Annotated in this window: 17 protein-coding genes; 9 read left to right on the plus strand and 8 right to left on the minus strand. The window is 54.7% G+C overall.

Annotated elements, in window-relative coordinates; genetic code table 11:
- Window positions 1–213 precede the first annotated feature (213 nt).
- Both copC and copD read left to right on the plus strand, forming a co-directional pair.
- Window positions 214–537 (plus strand): copper homeostasis periplasmic binding protein CopC, encoded by a 324-nt coding sequence (copC, locus tag B4923_RS03440; protein WP_425428583.1) that lies wholly within the window; start codon window positions 214–216, stop codon window positions 535–537.
- A 3-nt stretch (window positions 538–540) separates the two neighbouring features.
- Window positions 541–1,431 carry a copper homeostasis membrane protein CopD gene (gene copD / locus B4923_RS03445; RefSeq protein WP_109052962.1) on the plus strand — a complete coding sequence of 297 codons (891 nt, stop codon included), beginning with the start codon at window positions 541–543 and terminating at the stop codon, window positions 1,429–1,431.
- Between the two features lie 70 nt (window positions 1,432–1,501).
- Here the strand turns inward: copD and B4923_RS03450 are convergent, their stop codons facing one another.
- From B4923_RS03450 to tesA, 3 genes are all read right to left on the minus strand, one after another.
- Window positions 1,502–2,362, minus strand: coding sequence for a co-chaperone YbbN (locus B4923_RS03450; RefSeq protein WP_109052963.1), 861 nt, complete (start codon window positions 2,360–2,362; stop codon window positions 1,502–1,504).
- A 178-nt stretch (window positions 2,363–2,540) separates the two neighbouring features.
- On the minus strand, window positions 2,541–3,317 hold the full coding sequence (locus tag B4923_RS03455) for an SDR family oxidoreductase (protein WP_109052964.1): 777 nt from the start codon (window positions 3,315–3,317) through the stop codon (window positions 2,541–2,543).
- Window positions 3,318–3,346: 29 nt separating this feature from the next.
- The gene (gene tesA, locus B4923_RS03460) at window positions 3,347–4,030 is read right to left on the minus strand and encodes a multifunctional acyl-CoA thioesterase I/protease I/lysophospholipase L1 (RefSeq protein WP_109053062.1); all 684 of its coding nucleotides are present in this window, start codon (window positions 4,028–4,030) and stop codon (window positions 3,347–3,349) included.
- Between tesA and ybbA the strand changes: the two genes are divergently transcribed.
- Both ybbA and ybbP read left to right on the plus strand, forming a co-directional pair.
- Window positions 3,983–4,684 (plus strand): putative ABC transporter ATP-binding protein YbbA, encoded by a 702-nt coding sequence (gene ybbA, locus B4923_RS03465; RefSeq protein WP_210732687.1) that lies wholly within the window; start codon window positions 3,983–3,985, stop codon window positions 4,682–4,684. The two genes, tesA and ybbA, sit on opposite strands and share 48 nt — an antisense overlap.
- Window positions 4,681–7,110: a putative ABC transporter permease subunit YbbP gene (gene ybbP / locus B4923_RS03470; protein ID WP_109052966.1), complete on the plus strand. Its 2,430-nt coding sequence runs from the start codon at window positions 4,681–4,683 to the stop codon at window positions 7,108–7,110. The genes ybbA and ybbP overlap by 4 nt, the downstream gene beginning before the upstream one ends.
- A gap of 36 nt (window positions 7,111–7,146) precedes the next feature.
- Here the strand turns inward: ybbP and speG are convergent, their stop codons facing one another.
- The gene (gene speG, locus B4923_RS03475) at window positions 7,147–7,722 is read right to left on the minus strand and encodes a spermidine N1-acetyltransferase (protein ID WP_109052967.1); all 576 of its coding nucleotides are present in this window, start codon (window positions 7,720–7,722) and stop codon (window positions 7,147–7,149) included.
- Between the two features lie 270 nt (window positions 7,723–7,992).
- Between speG and B4923_RS03480 the strand changes: the two genes are divergently transcribed.
- The 4 genes from B4923_RS03480 to B4923_RS03495 all read left to right on the plus strand — a co-directional run bounded on the left by B4923_RS03480 (window position 7,993) and on the right by B4923_RS03495 (window position 13,112).
- Window positions 7,993–8,781, plus strand: a complete 789-nt coding sequence (locus B4923_RS03480) for an IclR family transcriptional regulator (protein ID WP_109052968.1) — start codon at window positions 7,993–7,995, stop codon at window positions 8,779–8,781.
- 4 nt (window positions 8,782–8,785) lie between these two features.
- Window positions 8,786–9,691, plus strand: a complete 906-nt coding sequence (locus B4923_RS03485) for a dihydrodipicolinate synthase family protein (RefSeq protein WP_109053063.1) — start codon at window positions 8,786–8,788, stop codon at window positions 9,689–9,691.
- Window positions 9,692–9,700: 9 nt separating this feature from the next.
- Window positions 9,701–11,668: a YjhG/YagF family D-xylonate dehydratase gene (locus B4923_RS03490; protein WP_109052969.1), complete on the plus strand. Its 1,968-nt coding sequence runs from the start codon at window positions 9,701–9,703 to the stop codon at window positions 11,666–11,668.
- Between the two features lie 94 nt (window positions 11,669–11,762).
- Complete coding sequence (locus B4923_RS03495) at window positions 11,763–13,112, plus strand: GntP family permease (protein ID WP_109052970.1); 1,350 nt, start codon at window positions 11,763–11,765, stop codon at window positions 13,110–13,112.
- Window positions 13,113–13,214: 102 nt separating this feature from the next.
- On the opposite strand, the gene B4923_RS03500 is transcribed toward B4923_RS03495, so the two are convergent.
- From B4923_RS03500 to purM, 4 genes are all read right to left on the minus strand, one after another.
- On the minus strand, window positions 13,215–15,335 hold the full coding sequence (locus B4923_RS03500) for a TonB-dependent siderophore receptor (RefSeq protein WP_109052971.1): 2,121 nt from the start codon (window positions 15,333–15,335) through the stop codon (window positions 13,215–13,217).
- The gene (locus B4923_RS03505; RefSeq protein ID WP_109052972.1) at window positions 15,328–16,434 is read right to left on the minus strand and encodes an ABC transporter substrate-binding protein; all 1,107 of its coding nucleotides are present in this window, start codon (window positions 16,432–16,434) and stop codon (window positions 15,328–15,330) included. Before B4923_RS03505 ends, B4923_RS03500 begins: the two co-directional genes overlap by 8 nt.
- A gap of 280 nt (window positions 16,435–16,714) precedes the next feature.
- Window positions 16,715–17,353 (minus strand): phosphoribosylglycinamide formyltransferase, encoded by a 639-nt coding sequence (gene purN, locus B4923_RS03510; protein ID WP_109052973.1) that lies wholly within the window; start codon window positions 17,351–17,353, stop codon window positions 16,715–16,717.
- Window positions 17,353–18,390 carry a phosphoribosylformylglycinamidine cyclo-ligase gene (gene purM, locus B4923_RS03515; RefSeq protein ID WP_109052974.1) on the minus strand — a complete coding sequence of 346 codons (1,038 nt, stop codon included), beginning with the start codon at window positions 18,388–18,390 and terminating at the stop codon, window positions 17,353–17,355. Before purM ends, purN begins: the two co-directional genes overlap by 1 nt.
- A 424-nt stretch (window positions 18,391–18,814) precedes the next feature.
- Between purM and upp the strand changes: the two genes are divergently transcribed.
- Window positions 18,815–19,441 carry a uracil phosphoribosyltransferase gene (gene upp / locus B4923_RS03520; RefSeq protein WP_109053064.1) on the plus strand — a complete coding sequence of 209 codons (627 nt, stop codon included), beginning with the start codon at window positions 18,815–18,817 and terminating at the stop codon, window positions 19,439–19,441.
- Window positions 19,442–19,652 lie beyond the last annotated feature (211 nt).

A 19,652-nucleotide genomic window follows, 5' to 3' on the forward strand; every position in this document is an offset into this window, starting at 1 on the left:
GGATGGCCGCTCGCCGGCTTTTGCCGGCGACAGGGACGAATAACTGCGGCGTGATTTTTTACCCTTTTTAGCGTGCAAAACTTTTCTCATTTTCCCTTTGTGGGCTGTCGTGGATTTTTTTACTGGTTTCCCATTTCTGATGCAACAGGATGAATGAATATGACATTGAAGCTGAAGAGCTTGCTGGGCGGCGCTCTGCTGGCCGCCTCGACGATGGTGTTTTCTCCCTCGGTATGGGCGCATGCTCATTTGAAAAGTCAGGTCCCGGTAGCCGACAGTACCGTTGAAACGGCGCCCGATGCGCTTACGCTGACCTTCACGGAAAATATTGAACCCGCGTTCAGCGGCGTTGAAATCATTGATGACGCCCGGCAATCGCAGTCAATAAGCAAAACCTCGGTTACGCCTGAAGCGCGTAATCAGATGAATGTGACGTTGGCGAAACCGCTGGCAAGCGGGCGTTATCAGGTCAACTGGCACGTTTTGTCCGTTGACGGCCATAAACTCAAAGGTAGCTACCGTTTTACGGTGAAATAACCGGTGGCGTTGGATAGCCTGTATGTGGCGCTGCGCTGGGGATATTTTTCTGCCCTGATGCTGACAACCGGCGGCGCCTTTTATGTTGTCTGGCTGGCACAGGGCGATTTCAGGCGCTATCTGGCCGGTCGGCTGAATCTGGTATTGCGAAGTACCCTGTGGGTTACGCTGGGATGCGCGAGTGTCATCCTGTCGCTGCAACTGGTTATCATGAGCGGCGACTGGCGCAACCTGACGGAGAGCGATATCTGGCAGGCGGTGCTGACCACTACGGTCGGCAAGGCATGGGGCGTACAGATATTGCTGGCGCTATTGGCGTGTCTGGGGCTGATTGCGCATGATGTTTCCCGGTACCGGTTTATCTTGCTGGTTTGCGTAACGCAGTGGTGCGGCATGGCGTATATCGGACATGCCGCCGGGCTGGAAGGCGGGTTGGGAATGGCGCAGCGGGCTAACCATGTGCTGCATCTGATCTCGTCAGCATTATGGGCCGGCGGTCTGCCGCCATTGCTGTACCTGATGGCTGAAGGGCGAAATCCGGCAATGCGTAAGGATGCCATTGCCACAATGATGCGTTTTTCCCGCTACGGGCATGTTTGGGTCATGCTGAATATCGTGACCGGTGCGTTCAGCGCCCTGCTGCTATTGGGATGGCCTCCGCCGGTTAGCCTGTACAGTGGGTTATTGCTGGTCAAGGCGGCGTTAGTGCTGGTGATGATCGCGCTGGCATTGTTCAATCGGTATTGGCTGGTTCCCCAACTGGGGAGAGAGAACGGAGAATCGGTGTTGCGTAAGCTGGTCACGTACGTTTGGATAGAGATTGGGCTGGCATCGCTGGTGCTTCTGCTGGTGAGCTATTTTGCTACGCTGTCTCCCTATCCGGTAAACGGCTAACAACCAGAACGGCACGATATTCCCCTGTTGAATTCTGGTGGATGTCGTGCCGAAATCTGTAAAGCCGCAATCAGTAAAGCAGGGAGTAGAGCTGGCGGCGGTAGCGGGCGGCCAGTGCGTCGCCGGTACCCAGCGCGGCCATAATATCCATCAGCGTCTTGCGGGCGTTACCGTTGGCGGCCCCCAGATCTTTCGTCAGAAAACCCATCAACAGCTCAAGGGACTCTTCATTGCGTCCAACCTGATGCAGTTGCAAAGCCAGTTGTACCGCCAGATCCGCGTTTTGCGGGTCAGCGTCCAACTGCTGCTGTAACTGTTGAATCTCCGGCGTATCCGCGGCCTGCTTGAGCAATTCAATCTGCGCCACCAGACTATGGTAACGGGTATCCTGATCCTGCAATGGAACCGTCGCCAGCACCGCTTCGGCGTCTTCGCTGCGGTTAAGCTGAATCTGGACTTCCGCCAACATCAGACCGATATCGCTGCGCTGTTGGCTCAACTGCCAGGCTTCTTTCAGCAGCGGCATGGCCTCTGGTAACTTACCTTCCTGAATCAACTGCTGCGCTTCAGCTACCTTCAGCTCTTCTTCTTTCGGCAGCGCGCGTTTTAACAGTTCACGCACCGCTTCTTCCGGCTGCGGCCCCTGAAAACCATCCAGCGGCTGACCGTCTTTAAACAGATAGACGGTTGGAATGGCGCGCAAACCAAATTGGGCGGCAACGTGCTGTTCCGCATCGCAATCGACTTTTGCCAGAATAAATTGCCCGGCGTATTCCTGCGCCAGTTTGTTCAGTATCGGTTCCAGTTGCAGACAGTGCTGACTGCGTTCGGACCAAAAATAAAACAGTACGGGTAATGTCGTGGAATGTTCCAGCACCTGATGCAGGTTGGATTCGTTGACATCAATGATATTGGCTTGTTGTTCTAGCATTATGCGTTCTCTCTTATCCTCGTCCGTCTTGGCTATTAATGGGGGCGAAATGCGCCACTTCAAGCCAATCCCCGTCATCTTTCAGGTTGCCGGTGTGTTGGCTACGATCAGCGATTCGGCCCACCCGTTGGCCCCGATCCGCTGGGGCAGCTGCTTGCCGCCTTCCTGCAACGCGATATCAGGAGCGGGTTCGTAATACATTGTCCAGATAGCGTCCCGGCAGCAGGCGGCGTAGCCATGATAACGAGTGGGCAACCAGCGTCACGGGGTAGCGCAGTCTGGGCCGGGGACTTTCCAGCGCGTGATACAGTTTAGGCAATACGGCTTCCGGCGGCAGCGTGAATCGTCGGGCGATGCCGGGATTGGTAACCGGTTTGTCCGTTTGCGTCTGATCGACATTGTCGGTAAAACGCGTGCTGAGCGGTCCGGGTTCAATCAGGCTGACGTGCAAACCGCTGCCATACAGTTCCATCCGCAGGGCATCCGACCAGGCCTCCAGTGCGAATTTGCTGGCGGCATACGCGCCACGCCCCGGCGTGGCGACCAGTCCCATCACCGAACTGGTCTGAATAATCCGTCCTTCGCCGTGTGGCAGCATGGCGGGCAGCAACAGCTGCGTCAACTGATGCGTCCCGAACAGATTGCTGGAGAACTGATGTTCCAGCTGTTGGCGCGATATACTGTTCAGCGGCCCGTATAATCCGTATCCGGCGTTATTGAATAAGCCATACAATCGATTATCGGTCAGTCTGATGACGTCGGCGGCGGCGTTTTCAACGCTGGCGGCGTCATCCAGATCCAGTTCAATCCCTTCCAGCCCCAGCGCGGACATACGTGCGACGTCATCGACCCGGCGGCAGGCGGCAAGCACGCGATAGCCGCGCTGTTGCAGAGCCTGTGCGGCAATCAGACCAATACCGCTGGAACAGCCGGTAATGAAAACCGTTTTTTGCATAACTTTACCTAATTCAAAAGCCCTATTTATCAAGACTCATGGTTAACTAAGGGTTCCAGCTGTTGCGCCATCCAGTCAGCGATAAACGGTTGGGCATCACGGGTGGGGTGGATGCCATCCTCCATTATCCACTCGGGTTTTTGATAAACCTGCTCCATAAAAAAGGGTAGCAGCGGAAGCGCAAACTGCTTCGCCAACCGGGGATAAACGTCGCTGAACGATTCCGTATAGCGGCGTCCATAGTTGGTCGGCAGACGAATTTGCATGAGCAGGGGTTCGGCGTTGGCCTGCTTGACCAAGGTGATGATTTTGGTCAGGTCCTGTTCGATATTTTGCGGAGGAAAACCCCGCAGTCCATCATTGCCGCCAAGTTCGATCAGAACCCAGCGCGGCTGATGCTGTTCCAGCAATGCCGGAAGACGTGCCAGCCCTTGTGCGGCGGTATCGCCGCTGATGCTGGCATTAACCACGTTGGCGCCTTTTTGCCGGCTCTGCCACTGTTTGTTCAGCAAGGCTGGCCAGGCGTTGGCCGCCGGCATCTGGTAGCCCGCGCTGAGGCTATCGCCCAGAATCAATAAAGTGTCCGCGGCGAAAGCGCGTACACTGCATAATCCCAGAAGCAAAAGGACGAAAACATGTTTGCAAAGACCAGTCCAGCGAGTGCTATGCCAACCAAAACCGGGCCCGCGGAAAACATTCTTGAAGTTCATCATCTTAGTAAGCACGTTGGTCAAGGAGAGAATCGGCTTTCCATCCTTACCGGAGTTGAGCTCATTGTCAAACCCGCACAGACAATTGCGCTGATCGGCGAGTCTGGATCGGGTAAATCGACGCTACTGGGCATTCTCGCCGGTCTGGATGATGGCAGTGAAGGTGAAGTCAGCCTGATGGGCGAGTCATTAAGCAAACTGGATGAGGAAGGGCGCGCGGCGCTGCGAGCCAGAGACGTGGGATTTGTCTTTCAGTCTTTTATGCTGGTGCCGACGTTGAATGCGCTGGAAAACGTCCAACTCCCCGCGCTGTTACGCGGCGAGAGTGATAGCCATAGCCGCGGTCAGGCAGAGCAACTGTTGCAGCAATTGGGGCTGGGTGAACGCTTACATCACCTGCCGGCCCAGCTTTCCGGCGGCGAACAGCAGCGCGTGGCGCTGGCGCGGGCTTTTAGCGGTCGTCCCAAAGTGCTGTTTGCCGATGAACCGACCGGGAATCTGGATCGCAAAACTGGCGAGCGTATTGTCGATCTGCTGTTTTCTCTGAACCGCGATTATGCCACCACGTTGATTCTGGTCACCCATGATGAACAGCTTGCGGCTCGCTGTGAGCGCCGGCTGCGTCTGATAGATGGCAAGCTGAGGGAGGACGCATGATCTGGCGGTGGTTCTGGCGCGAATGGCGCTCTCCTTCCTTATTGATTGTCTGGCTGGCGTTAACGCTGGCCGTGGCTTGCGTGTTGGCGCTGGGCAATATCAGCGATCGCATGGAAAAAGGGCTGAGCCAGCAGAGCCGGGATTTTCTGGCTGGCGATCGGGTGTTACGCGCATCGCGTCCGGTGGATGAAGCGTGGCTTCAGACGGCGCAACAGCAAGGGTTGACGCTTAGCCGGCAGATTTCATTTATGACCATGACGTTTGCGGGCGATACGCCTCAGCTGGCGAGGATCAAGGCGACCGATCGGCGTTATCCGCTGTACGGTCAATTACAGACGCGACCGGCCGGGTTGCATGCCGAAGCGGGAACCGTGCTGGTGGCGCCAAGACTGCTGGCATTGCTGGGATTGAACGTCGGCGACATGCTGGACGTGGGAGATACCTCCCTGCGTATTGCCGGGGAACTGATTCAGGAGCCGGACGCCGGGTTTAACCCGTTTGATACCGCGCCGCGTGTCTTGATGAACCTGGATGATGTGGAAAAAACCGGGGCCATCCAACCCGGCGGCCGGATTACCTGGCGCTATATGTTTGCCGGAGATGAGCAGCAAATCAGCAGGTTCAGTGATTTCGTCAAGCCGCAGCTCAAACCCGATCAGCGCTGGTACGGCATGGAGGATTCCGAAGGCGCGCTGAGTCAGTCGCTGAAGCGTTCTCAGCAATTCCTGTTGCTGTCGGCTCTGCTGACGCTGTTGCTGTCCATTGCGGCGGTAGCGGTTTCCATGGGGCATTATTGCCGCAGCCGTTATGATCTGGTGGCGGTGCTAAAAACGCTGGGAGCAGGGAAAAAGGCGCTGCAACGGTTGATTGTCGGCCAATGGCTATCGGTGCTGGGACTGGCGGCGCTGTGCGGCAGCCTGGTCGGGCTCGGGTTTGAAGCGTTGTTGATGAAAATGCTGGCGCCGGTATTGCCTGCGGCATTGCCCGCATCGGGACTATGGCCGTGGATCTGGGCGCTGGGTTCATTAGTGCTGATTTCATTGCTGGTCGGGCTGAGGCCTTATCGCCTGCTGCTGGCGACGCAGCCGCTGCGCGTATTGCGTCAGGACGTGGTGGCGAATGTCTGGCCGCTGCGTTATTACCTGCCGATAGTGTTGGCGATAGTGGTTGGTCTGCTTGCTATTCTGTCCGGCGGCGGTTCGCTGCTGTGGGCATTGCTGGGCGGGATGGCGGTACTCTCGTTGTTATTGGGCGTAATTGGCTGGGGCGGATTGCTGCTGTTACGACGCCTGACGGTCAAGCGGCTGGCGATGCGGCTGGCGATTAACCGTTTGTTGCGCCAACCCTGGTCGACGCTCAGCCAGTTGGCGGCATTTTCACTGTCGTTCATGCTGCTGGCTTTGCTGTTGGTGATGCGGGGAGATTTACTGGAGCGTTGGCAACAACAGTTGCCGCCGGGCAGCCCGAACTATTTTCTGCTGAATATGACCGCAGAACAGGTGCCGCAGGTCAAAACCTTTCTTGAACAGCATCAGGTCGATCCGGGGCAATTTTATCCGATCGTGCGTGCGCGCCTGACGGAAATTAATCAGCAGGTGGCAACGGAAGTGATTCATGAGGACGATCCCGGCGGCAATACGGTCAATCGTGAGCTGAACCTGACCTGGATGAACGGTATTCCTGAACATAACGTCCTGGTTGAGGGGGCAGCGCCGCAAGCGGGCGAAGTCTCGATGGAAGCGGAAGAAGCCAAAGAGATGGGTATCAAAATCGGGGATACGCTGACCTTTACCGGCGACACGCAGCCATTCAGCGCCAGAGTAACCAGCTTCCGGCAGGTGGATTGGGAAAGTTTGCGCCCGAACTTTTTCTTTATCTTTCCCGCGGGCGCGTTGGATAGTCAGCCGCAGTCCTGGCTGACCAGTTTCCGCTACGACGGTGATGAAAAGATGATTACGCAGCTTAATCGTCAGTTCCCGACGTTGAGCGTCATGGATGTTGGCAGCATTCTGCGTCAGATTGGACAGGTATTGGAGCAGGTGAGCCGGGCGCTGGAAATCATGGTCATTCTGGTGTTGTTCTGTGGCGTGCTGTTGCTGCTGGCGCAGATTCAGGTTGGCATGCGCCAGCGGCGGCAGGAACTGATGGTATACCGTACGCTGGGCGCCGGACTTCGTCTTCTGCGTACCACGCTATGGTGCGAGTTTGCGGTTCTGGGGCTGGCGGCCGGTATTGCCGCCGCCATTGGCGCGGAAGCGGCGCTGTGGTTATTGCAGCGCAAGGTCTTCAACTTCCCGTGGGAACCGAATATCGTCATGTGGGTGACATTGCCGCTGTCCGCCGCTTTCCTGCTGTCGCTGTGCGGCGGCTGGCTGGGGATTCGCCTGCTGCGCGGCAAGGCGCTGTTCCGGCAGTTCGCGGGGTAAGATCATAGGCCGGGTGATACCGGCCTTGTTTTACGATTATTGGCTGATTGAACTACCCGGTGTGGGGCCGCCGGTGCCCGTTACCGTTTTGTGCTTCGCCAGATATTGCTGCTGGAAAATGCACATGCGGATGGTGTTGCGGTATTCGCCGTTGATGAAGAACTCGTGGATCAGTTCGCCTTCCACTTCAAACCCCAGCTTGCTATAGATGTGAATCGCTCTCTTATTCTCTTTATCTACAATCAGATACAGCTTATACAGGTTCAGCACCGAGAAACCGTAATCCATTGCCAGTTTTGCCGCGGCGCTGGCGTATCCGCGGCCCTGATAGGCGGGATCGATAATGATTTGGAATTCGGCGCGCCGATGGATGTGATTGATTTCTACCAGTTCGACCAAACCGACCTTGGTCTGTTCGTGCTCAATGATAAAACGCCGCTCGCTCTGATCGTGGATATGTTTGTCATACAGATCGCTGAGTTCAACAAAAGCCTCATAAGGTTCTTCAAACCAGTAACGCATGACGCTGGCATTGTTATCCAACTGATGGATAAACGTGAGATCGTCCCGTTCCAGTGGTCGTAGCCGAACGGCGTTGCTCGTACCGGACATAGTGCATCCTTAAAATTTCAATTTTTTCTGCCAATAAAATTGCCTTAATCATAGACTCATTCGAGTTAGCAGTGCATTAGGCCGGCAAATATTTTTGCTGTCTTTAGCCGAAAAATAACGGTTATGTCAGCCAGCTTTCAGTCATTTATTCACCAAAACCCGTATTGGATCACGTTTCATTCGCCTATCTCGGTTCAGCCTGTTGAACCAGGCGTATTTTCCGCTTTTCAGGGCGGATAAACTTTATTTCAACAGAGGACGGGAGTCGTTATGAGTGGTAAAGGCTGTAATTCATTAATTAGAGCGGAAAAAATACTCACGCATATCGCCTATGTCGGCATGGCGAGTTTTATGGAGCTGTTAAGAGAATTTCAGTATCCGAAAAGTAGCCTGCTGAATTTATTAAATGTGATGGTGGAGTGCGGCTTCTTAATTAAGAGTGAACTGAATCAATATTCTCTGGGAATTAAAACTTATGAGCTTGGCTGTCAGGCGCTGCACCGGAAAAATATCTTTGAAGTCACCAAGCGCCCGATGCAGGAACTGTCGATGAAAAGTGGCCTGGTTTGTCATTTAGGGGCGATGGAAAGTTATTCCGCGATTTATCTCGATAAAGTCGAAAGCCCGGATTCGGTACCGACGCGGAAAAGCTGGATTGGTAAAAAGCTGGAATTACATATTACTGCACTCGGCAAGGCGTTGCTGGCGTGGAAGAGCCGTGAAGAGATTGATTATTTTCTCGATGCGTTAGTTCTGAAAAAACACACTCGCAATACGTTTACCGATAAAAAATTATTTCGCGAAGAGTTACAGAAAACGCGTTTGCGCGGATGGGCGATCGACAATGAAGAATCAACCTATGGCGCCGTATGTTTAAGTATGCCGGTCTTCGATATGTATAACCGGGTTAATTATGCGATCTCACTGTCGGGTGATCCGGTGGTGTATTCAGGCAAGAAGGTCGATGGTTATCTCGAGCTGCTCAGGCAATGCGCCAGGCAAATATCGCATGGGCTGGGATACCGTGATGAAAATGAATATTCAAGAAAAGGAAACTGATGTAATGAAAAAATTTAGCGGCATTATTCCGCCGGTCTCCAGCACCTTTGATAGTAATGGCAATATTGATAAAGCCGCCATGAAAGCGGTCGCCGATTTTCTGATTAATAAAGGCGTCGATGGCCTTTTTTATCTGGGCACCGGCGGGGAATTTAGCCAGATGAACGCGCAGCAGAGAATGGCCTTCGCCGAGGAAGCCGTTGCGGTAGCCGCCGGGCGGGTGCCGGTGTTGATTGGCGTGGGCTCCACGTCAACCGACGAGGCGGTAAAACTGGCCCGTCACGCCGAATCCTGCGGCGCGGAGGGGATTGTCGCCATTAACCCCTGGTACTGGAAAGTGGCGCCGCGCAATCTGGACGACTATTACCAGCAAATCGCCCGTAGCGTCAGCCTGCCGGTGATCCTTTACAACTTCCCGGATCTCACCGGGCAGGACTTAACGCCGGAGGTCGTCAAGCGTCTGGTGCTGCAAAACGAAAACATCGTCGGCATTAAAGACACCATCGACAGCGTCGGCCATCTGCGCGCCATGATCAACACCGTCAAAGCCGTGCGCCCGACGTTTTCCGTGTTCTGCGGTTTCGACGATCATTTACTTAACACCCTGCTGCTGGGCGGCGATGGGGCGATTACCGCCAGCGCCAACTTTGCTCCGGATTTATCCGTTGGGATTTACCGGACCTGGCAGGAGGGCGATCTGGCGACGGCGGCCGCGCTCAATAAGAAACTCCTGCAACTACCGTCCATTTATGCGTTGGAAACCCCGTTTGTCTCGCTGATTAAATATGCCATGCAATGCGTGGGGCTGCCGGTAAATACCCGGTGCCTGCCGCCAATTCTGGACGCCTCAGCAGAGGCGAAAGAGAAAGTTCGTGAGCTATTAGTCGCGCAGGAAATTTTAAAATCATAGGGGGACACCATGTCTGTTTGCGATATTTATGATGACGATAACCCGGACATTTACCGCGTCAGAACCCATGCCGCTGGCCCGCAGGGCGAGCTGCCGCTGACGTCGGAGATGCTAATTAATCGTCCCAGCGGCGATATTTTCGGTATGACGATGAATGCCGGGATGGGCTGGGAACCGGACGAGCTCGACCGCGACGCCATTCTGCTGCTGAGTACGCTTGGCGGCCTGCGCGGCGCCGACGGCAAGCCTGTTGCTCTGGCGCTGCATCAGGGACACTACGAGCTGGATATCCAGATGAAAGCGGCGGCAGAGGTGATCAAAACACACCGCGCGCTGCCCTATGCCGTGTATGTCTCCGACCCTTGCGACGGGCGTACGCAGGGCACTACCGGCATGTTTGATTCGCTGCCCTATCGCAATGACGCATCGATGGTGATGCGCCGCCTGATCCGCTCGCTGCCCGATGCGAAAGCGGTGATTGGCGTGGCGACCTGCGATAAAGGGCTACCGGCGACCATGATGGCGCTGGCGTCCCAGCATGACAAAGCGACGGTGCTGATCCCCGGCGGCGCCACACTGCCCGCGCGGCACGGCGAAGATAACGGCAAGGTACAGACCATTGGCGCGCGTTTCGCAAACGGTGAGTTATCACTACAGGACGCGCGCCGGGCGGGTTGCCAGGCGTGCGCCTCATCCGGCGGCGGCTGTCAGTTCCTCGGCACCGCCGGCACGTCGCAAGTCGTGGCCGAAGGCCTGGGCCTGGCGATCCCGCACTCCGCGCTGGCGCCCTCCGGCGAACCGGTGTGGGAAGAGATTGCCCGCGCCTCCGCCCGCGCGGCCTTGCGTCTGACGCAAAAAGGCATCACCACCAAAGCGATCCTCACCGATAAAGCCATTGAGAATGCCATGATGGTGCACGCCGCGTTTGGCGGGTCCACCAATTTGCTGCTGCATATCCCGGCGATTGCGCACCAGGCGGGCTGCCGCATTCCCACCGTCGAAGACTGGATCCGCATTAATAAACAGGTGCCACGGCTGGTGAGCGTGCTGCCAAACGGCCCGGTCTATCATCCGACTGTGAACGCGTTTATGGCGGGCGGCGTGCCGGAAGTGATGCTGCATCTGCGCCAGTTGGGTCTGTTGCATGAAGATGTGATGACCGTCACCGGTCACACGCTGAAAGAAAATCTCGACTGGTGGGAACAGGCCGGGCGTCGGCAGGCATTTAAAGATCTGCTGCGCAAACAGGAGCAGGTGGAGCCGGACGACGTCATTATGTCGCCGCAACAGGCGTTAAAACGCGGATTAACCTCGACCATCACCTTCCCGGTGGGCAATATTGCGCCGGAAGGCTCGGTGATCAAATCCACCGCCATTGACGCTTCCGTTATTAATGAAGAGGGCGTTTATTATCATAAAGGTGCGGCGAAGGTATATCTGTCAGAGAAAACCGCCATTTACGATATCAAACACGACAATATCAAAGCCGGCGATATTCTGGTGATTATCGGCGTCGGCCCATCCGGCACCGGGATGGAGGAAACCTATCAGGTAACCAGCGCGCTGAAACATCTCTCCTACGGTAAACATGTTTCGCTGATTACCGATGCCCGTTTTTCCGGCGTATCCACCGGGGCCTGTATCGGCCACGTCGGACCGGAAGCGCTGGCCGGCGGCGCAATAGGTAAATTACGCACCGGAGATATTATTGAAATTAAAATCGACTGCAAACAGCTTAAAGGCGAAGTGAATTTCTTAGGCGCTGGCAGCGATAAAATATTACCCACACGCGAGGAGGCCACCGCTATTTTAAATGCCAGAAGTCGTCATCCCGATTTAATTCCTGACCCTGATTTACCCGATGATACCCGGTTGTGGGCAATGCTCCAGGCGGTAAGCGGCGGGACATGGACTGGGTGTATTTATGATGTCAATAAAATAAGCGAAGCACTAAGCGAATATATTAATAAACACTGAAAGAAATAAAAACATCCTTATCCGAAATCATTCAGGCGCCGCGCTCGCCCCGCCTGAACGATAACTGATTGCTATCTGATAATGAGAGGACATTATGCCACTGTTAATTGTTGTGGCAGGTATTGCTGTACTCCTGCTTTTAACCATAAAAATTAAACTAAACACATTTGTTTCATTAATTATTGTCTCGATCGGTGTCGCCATCGCCAGTGGAATGGGACTGAATAAGGTTGTCGCTTCGGTCGAATCCGGCCTTGGCGGCACGCTGGGACATATTGGCCTGATATTCGGCTTCGGCGTCATGCTCGGCCGTTTATTATCCGATGCCGGGGGCGCGCAGCGTATTGCGCTGACGATGCTGAAATATTTCGGCGCCAAAAAACTGGACTGGGCGGTCGTCTGTTCCGCCTTTATTGTCGGGATTGCGCTATTTTTCGAAGTGGGTTTGATTCTGCTGGTGCCCATTTTGTTCGCTATCGCCCGCGAAGCCAAAATTTCGCCGATGTATATGTGTGTGCCGATGTTATCCGGTTTGCTGGTGGCGCACGGTTTTCTGCCGCCGCACCCGGGGCCGACCGTTATCGCCAGGGAATATGGCGCGGATGTCGGTATGGTGCTGATTTACGGTATCATTGTCGGTATCCCCACCTTTATTCTGTGCGGCCCGCTGTTGAATAAAGTGTGCCAGCGCCTGATCCCGGAGGCGTTTAAAAAAGAGGGCAACATCGCGTCGCTTGGCGCTACCAAAAGCTTTAGTGAAAGCGAAATGCCGGGGTTTGGTATCAGCTTTTTAACCGCCATGCTGCCGGTGATCCTGATGGCGCTGGTGACCATCATGCAGATGGCGCGGCCAAAAGATGCCGGCGACCCCAGCGCGCTGTACAACATGTTCCTGTTTCTGGGCAACTCCACCATTGCAATGCTCATTTCGCTGCTCTTCGCCATTTACACCATGGGCGTGGGCAGAGGGAAAACCATTGCGGAACTGATGGACTCCTGTAGCAAGGCGATTGCCGGTATCGCCGGTCTGTTGCTGATTATCGGCGGCGGCGGCGCGTTCAAGCAGGTGTTGATTGATTCCGGCGTCGGCCAGTATATCTCTACGCTGGTATCGGGGATGGATATCAACCCGATCCTGATGGCGTGGGGCGTGGCGGCTTTCCTGAGGATCTGTCTGGGGTCCGCCACGGTGGCCGCGATTTCAACCGCCGGGTTAGTAATCCCGCTGCTGGCCGTGCATCCGAATACCAACCTGGCGTTGATTACGCTGGCGACCGGCGCGGGTTCCTGTATTTGCTCTCACGTCAACGATGCCAGCTTCTGGATGATTAAGGATTTCTTCGGCCTGACCACCAAAGAGACGCTATTGTCCTGGACGCTGATGTCGACCCTGTTATCCCTCTGCGGGCTGATTTTTATTCTTCTCGCCAGCATGGTGATATAAAAAACACAGCGCAGGCGCTTAACCCGAAGGCTGGCTTTATGCCAGCCTTCGGGCTTTTTGCGTGACAGAAACTTCACGTACTTAATGCAGGACGGCAGGGCATCAGAAATCGACGCTGGCGCGCAGTACCACCTGACGCGGCTCGCCAACGGCGATGCGCAGGTTATTGCCGCTGGACGGATAATAGGTTTTATCAAACAGATTTTTCACGTTGATCTGCCATTTCACCTTATAGCCGTTAAGCGGCAGGCTATAGGCCACAAACGCATCGGCCACCGTGTAATCATCCAGATAGAAACTGTTTGCCGCATCACCTGCGCGGCGGCTTACATAACGCGCGCCCGCGCCGGCACGCAGGTCATCGCCGGCAGCCAGACCAATATTGCCGAAATCCTGGGTCAGGAATAAAGATGCCGTATGACGAGCCGCATTCGGCATTCTGTTGCCGTTATTGCCTGGATCGGCAGTCACGCGGGCATCGGTATAGGCATAGGAACCGATCAAGCTCAGCGAATCGGTCAGCTTCCCGGCCAGATCCAGTTCAACGCCCTGTGAACGGACTTTACCCGCGGTACGGGTAACCGTTTCTCCGTTGAGGGTTTCGTTGACCATCACATTGCGCTTTTCAATGTCAAATAAGGCCAGATTCCCCGTAATCCGGTTGGGCAGATCGAGCTTGGCGCCGATCTCGTAAGCTGTGCCGATTTCCGGCGGTAGCGCCCCAATTTGCGTCGCAATAGATGAGTTGGGCTTAAACGATTCGCTGTAGCTGGCATAGAGTGAAGAGTAGTCGGTCAGGCTGTAAATAATCCCGGCCCGCGGTACCAGACGATGGTATGAGCTGTCTGTCGCGGTAACAAATGGACGGCCTTTGCCTGCCATAACGTCAAAGCTGTCATAGCGTAAGCCGCCCAGCAACTGCCAGCGATCGTTCAGGCGGATCACGTCCTGCATAAAGAAGCCGGTGCTGTCGATATTTTCCCGCTGGTCGCTGTCGGCGGCGCTGACGCTGGTCGATGCGGGTTGTTGTCCATAGACCGGGTCATAGACGTTGAAGTTTGAGCTGGCGGTCCCGCGGATCATATCGCCACGGTAGGTTCGATCGGCTTCGTAATCAAACCCAAACAGCAACTGATGATTGATGCGACCCCAGTCAATGTCGCCATTTAACGTAAGCTGTACCACCTGCGTCTGGGCATGGGCATTGGCGGTTGCGTCTGGCTGACGCCTCAGTACGCCGGTATCGGGATTATACGCCGTTGCCCGCGCCTGATTGTCGCTGTACCGGTTGCGGTTATAAGAATAGATCAGGCTGCTTTTCCAACGATCGGTCAGATTGCGATCCACCTGCATGGTGATGCTGTCCTGATCGCCGCGGGTAGCGTTGTAGTGCTCGTCGAAGCGGCGTTTGCGCGGCGTATTTACCGGCTTACCGGTATTGGTGTCGAGAACGGTGCCGCGGTCAAACGGCGTCAGGTATTCCATATGTTCGTATGCCACCCGCACGGTAGTGTCTTCACCGTACCACATCAGCGACGGGGCGATGGTCGTCTGGCGGTTGCGGCCAAAATTGCGCCAATAGTCGGTTTCATCATGATCGACCACCATACGATAAGCCAGCCCGGAAGCCCCCAACGGCCCGGTGACATCCAACTGACCGCCGCCGCCGTTAAAGCTGCTGCCCCAGCCTTCAATATGGGTCTTCTGTTCCAGCTCCGGTTTTTTACTGACGATATTGATTACGCCACCGGGTTCACCCATGCCATACAGCATAGAGGCCGGGCCTTTCAGCACCTCCACACGATCGCTGGTGGGGGTGAAATTACGGGCCTGAATGGAGCGGACGCCGTCACGAAAGATGGAGCCGTCGCGGTTGTCGCCAAAGCCGCGTTTGATGAGCGCATCCTGCGTGCCGCCGAGCGTATTGGATTGGGTAATCCCGCTGACGTTATATAAGGCTTCATCAATGTTCCGTACCGCGCGATCCTCAATGACCTGAGCAGGGACGACGTTGACCGCCTGCGGCACATCCAGCAGCCGGCTTTCGGTACGGGTGCCGGTGGTGGTTTTATGCGGCTGATAGCCCGTTTCGGTTTCCGCCTGTTCCACCGTCGTTGCGGTGACCTCCAGCGTGTCGTTTTGGGCGTCGGCGGTGGCCGCCTGCGTTCCAAACGGCAAAAGTACCAGCAACGGCCAACCGTTACGCAATGTCTTGTTATTCATGCGAGATCTGACTCCAATAAGTCCCTGAAAAATCGATGGGTAAAAATTGCAGGTAAAGTTCTTGTAGGGTGAGTTGCGGATCGATGTCGGCAAACAGGTCGGGATACAGCGCTTTGGCGAACATCTCTACCATCACCACGTGATAAGGGCTGAGGTAAAAGTTGTGCCACATACTCCAGGCTCGGCCAGTCTGTACGGCCTGAAGGTGAGAAAGAATCGGTTCCTGACGAATCAGGTTGTTGAAGCTGGTCTGCGCCTGCGGTTTGGTCACCATCGGTCCCAGCATCAGGCTGGAGAAGCGTTTTCCTTCAGGACCGGCCATGCCGGTGGCGATGTAGACATCGGGCTTGGCTGCCAGTACGCGTTCCGGGCTGAGTTCGCCGTAGACGCTGTTAATGGCCCCGGCGGCGATGTTTTCACCACCGGCGAATGTCAGCAAATCGCCGAGATTGCCGCCTACGGCCGTTGTGCAACAGGTATCGCGGCGCCCAAGATGCAGGTGCAACATCACGGTGGTTTTTCTACCGTGGTATTGGGCAATCCGTTCCCTGACCGCCGCCATGTGTTTCTGATAGAAGGCGCTGAAGTCGGCCGCCTGCTGTGGTTGATTCAGGACTTCGCCCAGCAGGCGAATACTTGGCAGCGTGTTGTTAAGCAAATCCACGCGTAAATCGATATAAATCACCGGCACGCCTGCGCGCGCCAGTGTCTGTTCCAGCTGGTCTTCGTTTGCCGGGGTTTTTGCCAGTCGCGGTAAAATAACCAGATCGGGTTTCAACGGCAGCAGCATTTCTGCATTCATGGTCTGCAAACTGCCGTTGCCTAATTGCGGAATCTGGCCGATCGACGGAAATTTTTCCGTATAGCGTTGCCAGCTCTGCGCGTCGTAACGTGGCATATCTCCCGGCCAGCCCACCACCTTTTTTGCCGGATTACCCGATTCCAGCAGCGCCAGCGTGTAGAGCATGCGGCTTTCGCCGAGGATGATGCGTTGTGGATTGTCGGGGATCTCTACCTGCCGGCCGAGAATATCGGTAACGGTTTTTGCCGGCGATAGCGGGCTAAGGATCGATAGAAAAAAGAGTATGACGATGCGCATGATTAACTCTGCCAAAAACCGGGCTGCGAAGGATAATCATTGTTATTTCTGTTTTCAACGTACAGCGGGTAGGGTTAATGACTGCGGGGGACAGATATCGTTGCAGATCTGAAAGTTACTGTTCATTAAGTAAATAATTAAAGCGGCAGGCGGCAATAAAAAGCCGGAATCATCGTCATGTTACGGATTGCGCTAATATAGGAATATTCAATATTGGGTGAGGTAAAAACCTTAAGCGGGAGGCACATCCATATTATTGGTATGATGCGCCTCTGAGTCATTATTCCGCTGCATAACCCTGAGGGGGAATGCGGATGCCATCAAGCCATGCCTCGTTTTCACGCATGACCAGACGACCGTTCAGGAACCAATTCACGACCATGGGATAGATTGTGTGTTCCTGCGTTTTTACGCGAGCGGTCAACGTTTCTTCGCTATCGTCGCTAAAAACCGGTACTTTTGCCTGCAAAATCAGCGGTCCGCCATCCAGATCATCCGTTACGAAATGCACGGAGGTGCCATGTACGGCATCGCCATTTTCCAGCGCCTTGCGGTGCGTGTGCAGTCCGGGATATTTCGGCAACAGCGATGGATGGACGTTGAGTATTTTGCCTGCGAACTGCGCGACAAAATCGGGGCTCAGAATCCGCATATAACCCGCCAAAATAACCAGAGCGGGTTCATACTGTTCAATTTCCTGCGCCATGGCCGCATCATAGGCCGCACGATCGGGAAAGGTTTCCGGGCTAATGATATGCGTCGGGATGTCTGCATCCTGTGCAATCTGTAGCCCGTAGGCTTCGGGGTTATTGCTGAATACCGCAGCTATCTTTCCTTTCATGCGTCCGCGCTTGCCGGCGTCAATCAACGCCTGCAAGTTGCTTCCCTGACCTGATATCAAGACAACGATGTTTTTCATCAGTTAATGACCACTGAGTCTCCGGCATCGGTTTGAGTAATGACGCCGATTTTCCATGCGTTCTCGCCACTGCTGTTTAACAAAGCGATGGCCTCGTCTGCCTGTTCGGTTGGCAATACGATGATCATACCAACACCACAGTTAAAAGTACGATACATTTCGTGTCGGCTGACATTACCCGCCTGTTGCAGCCAGTTAAAGACCGCCGGCCATTTCCAACTGGATTCATCAATCGTTGCCTGCATACCTTCCGGCAGTACGCGTGGGATATTTTCCCAGAAGCCGCCGCCGGTCAGGTGGGAGATAGCGTGTACGTCGATTTTTTCAATCAGGGACAGGACGGATTTCACGTAAATCCTGGTCGGAGCCAGCAGATGGTCGGCCAGCGGTTTGCCTTCCAGCATAAACTGCTCTGGATTGGTCTGGCTGACTTCAAGAATTTTACGTACCAGCGAATAACCGTTCGAATGCGGCCCGCTGGATGCGAGAGCAATCAGCGTGTCGCCAGATTGTACTTTGCTGCCATCAATGATTTCGGATTTTTCAACGACGCCAACGCAGAAACCCGCCACGTCATAATCTTCACCGTGGTACATGCCCGGCATTTCGGCCGTTTCGCCGCCGACCAGCGCGCAGCCGGACTGTTTGCAGCCTTCAGCGATACCGGTAATGACGCTGCCAGCCGTATCCACATCCAGTTTGCCAGTGGCGTAGTAGTCGAGGAAAAAGAGCGGCTCGGCACCCTGTACGACCAAATCGTTAACACACATGGCAACCAAATCGATACCGATCGTATTGTGGCGCTTGAGATCCATTGCCAGACGCAGCTTGGTGCCGACTCCGTCAGTGCCGGAAACCAGAATGGGTTCACGGTATTTTTGCGGTAAGGCGCACAAGGCGCCGAAACCACCCAGACCACCCATGACTTCCGGGCGACGGGTCTGTTTCACTACACCTTTGATACGGTCTACCAATGCGTTGCCAGCATCAATATCCACACCTGCGTCTTTATAGCTGAGAGAGGTTTTGTCGGTCACTGCGGAGTCCCCACGGAGGTTACATTTTGTGGTTAAAAAATTGAGCGCGCTAATTCTAGCAGTGTGGGCAAACGTTTGCGAGTAATGTGTCATCGGCTGTCGGGTTTTTCCTTAATACTCTTCACGTTTTTTAAATGGCAGGGGAATGATTTTCCTTTTCTGTCTGCTTCAGACTGGCGTTGGCGCCTTTTCGCAATGTGCAGCCTGTCGGGTATCGGTGGTAATTTCCTTTATCGGTTGATCTGGATCAGGCTTAATCGTATAGCACTAAGTAAAAAAAGCGGTATAATCCCGCGATTTTTTTATGGCGGGCGTGCTGTCCGCCACCCTGCGGGCCGTCACCAGGTGACGTTAAAAAACGCGCCCGGCGTTTAAAAGCGTCTCAGGCGTTTTTTGTCCGTCCACTGTCTAGGGGAGAATAATGATGAAGATCGTCGAGGTGAAACATCCACTCGTCAAACATAAACTTGGTCTGATGCGTGAAACTGATATCAGCACCAAACGTTTTCGTGAGTTGGCTTCGGAGGTCGGAAGTTTGTTGACCTATGAAGCAACGGCCGATTTAGCCACCGAGAAGGTGACCATTGAGGGTTGGTGTGGCCCGGTTGAAGTCGATCAAATCAAAGGCAAAAAAATTACCGTTGTGCCTATCCTGCGGGCCGGTTTGGGTATGATGGAAGGCGTGCTGGAAAATGTGCCCAGCGCACGTATCAGCGTTGTCGGTATTTACCGTAATGAAGAAACGCTGGAGCCAGTACCGTATTTTCAAAAGCTGGTTTCCAATATCGAAGAGCGTATGGCGCTGGTTGTTGACCCGATGTTGGCAACGGGCGGTTCAATGATTGCCACGATCGATCTGTTGAAGAAAGCGGGCTGTCAAAATATCAAAGTGCTGGTACTGGTTGCCGCCCCGGAAGGGATCGCCGCACTGGAGAAAGCCCACCCGGACGTTGAACTCTATACGGCGTCGATCGATAAGGGACTTAACGAGCATGGTTATATCATGCCGGGCCTGGGCGACGCGGGCGATAAAATATTTGGTACTAAATAGCAGGCAGGCCGACTGATTCAGTCGGTTTTTTTTTATGATGGGCAATCTCTGCCCATCACCCTTCGGGTCGTCGCAAGCGACCCTTTGGGGTGCAAAGCCGGCCTCAACCAACATAATCAGCCAGAATGGGTGGCTCCGCCGCGGCGGGGCGGATGAAGTCTGGCTGTAATAACAGGTGCGGGCACTGCCCGCCTACAATAAATAGCAACGT

Origin of the sequence: Brenneria roseae subsp. americana (assembly GCF_003115815.1) — a bacterium.
Classification (GTDB): domain Bacteria; phylum Pseudomonadota; class Gammaproteobacteria; order Enterobacterales; family Enterobacteriaceae; genus Brenneria; species Brenneria roseae.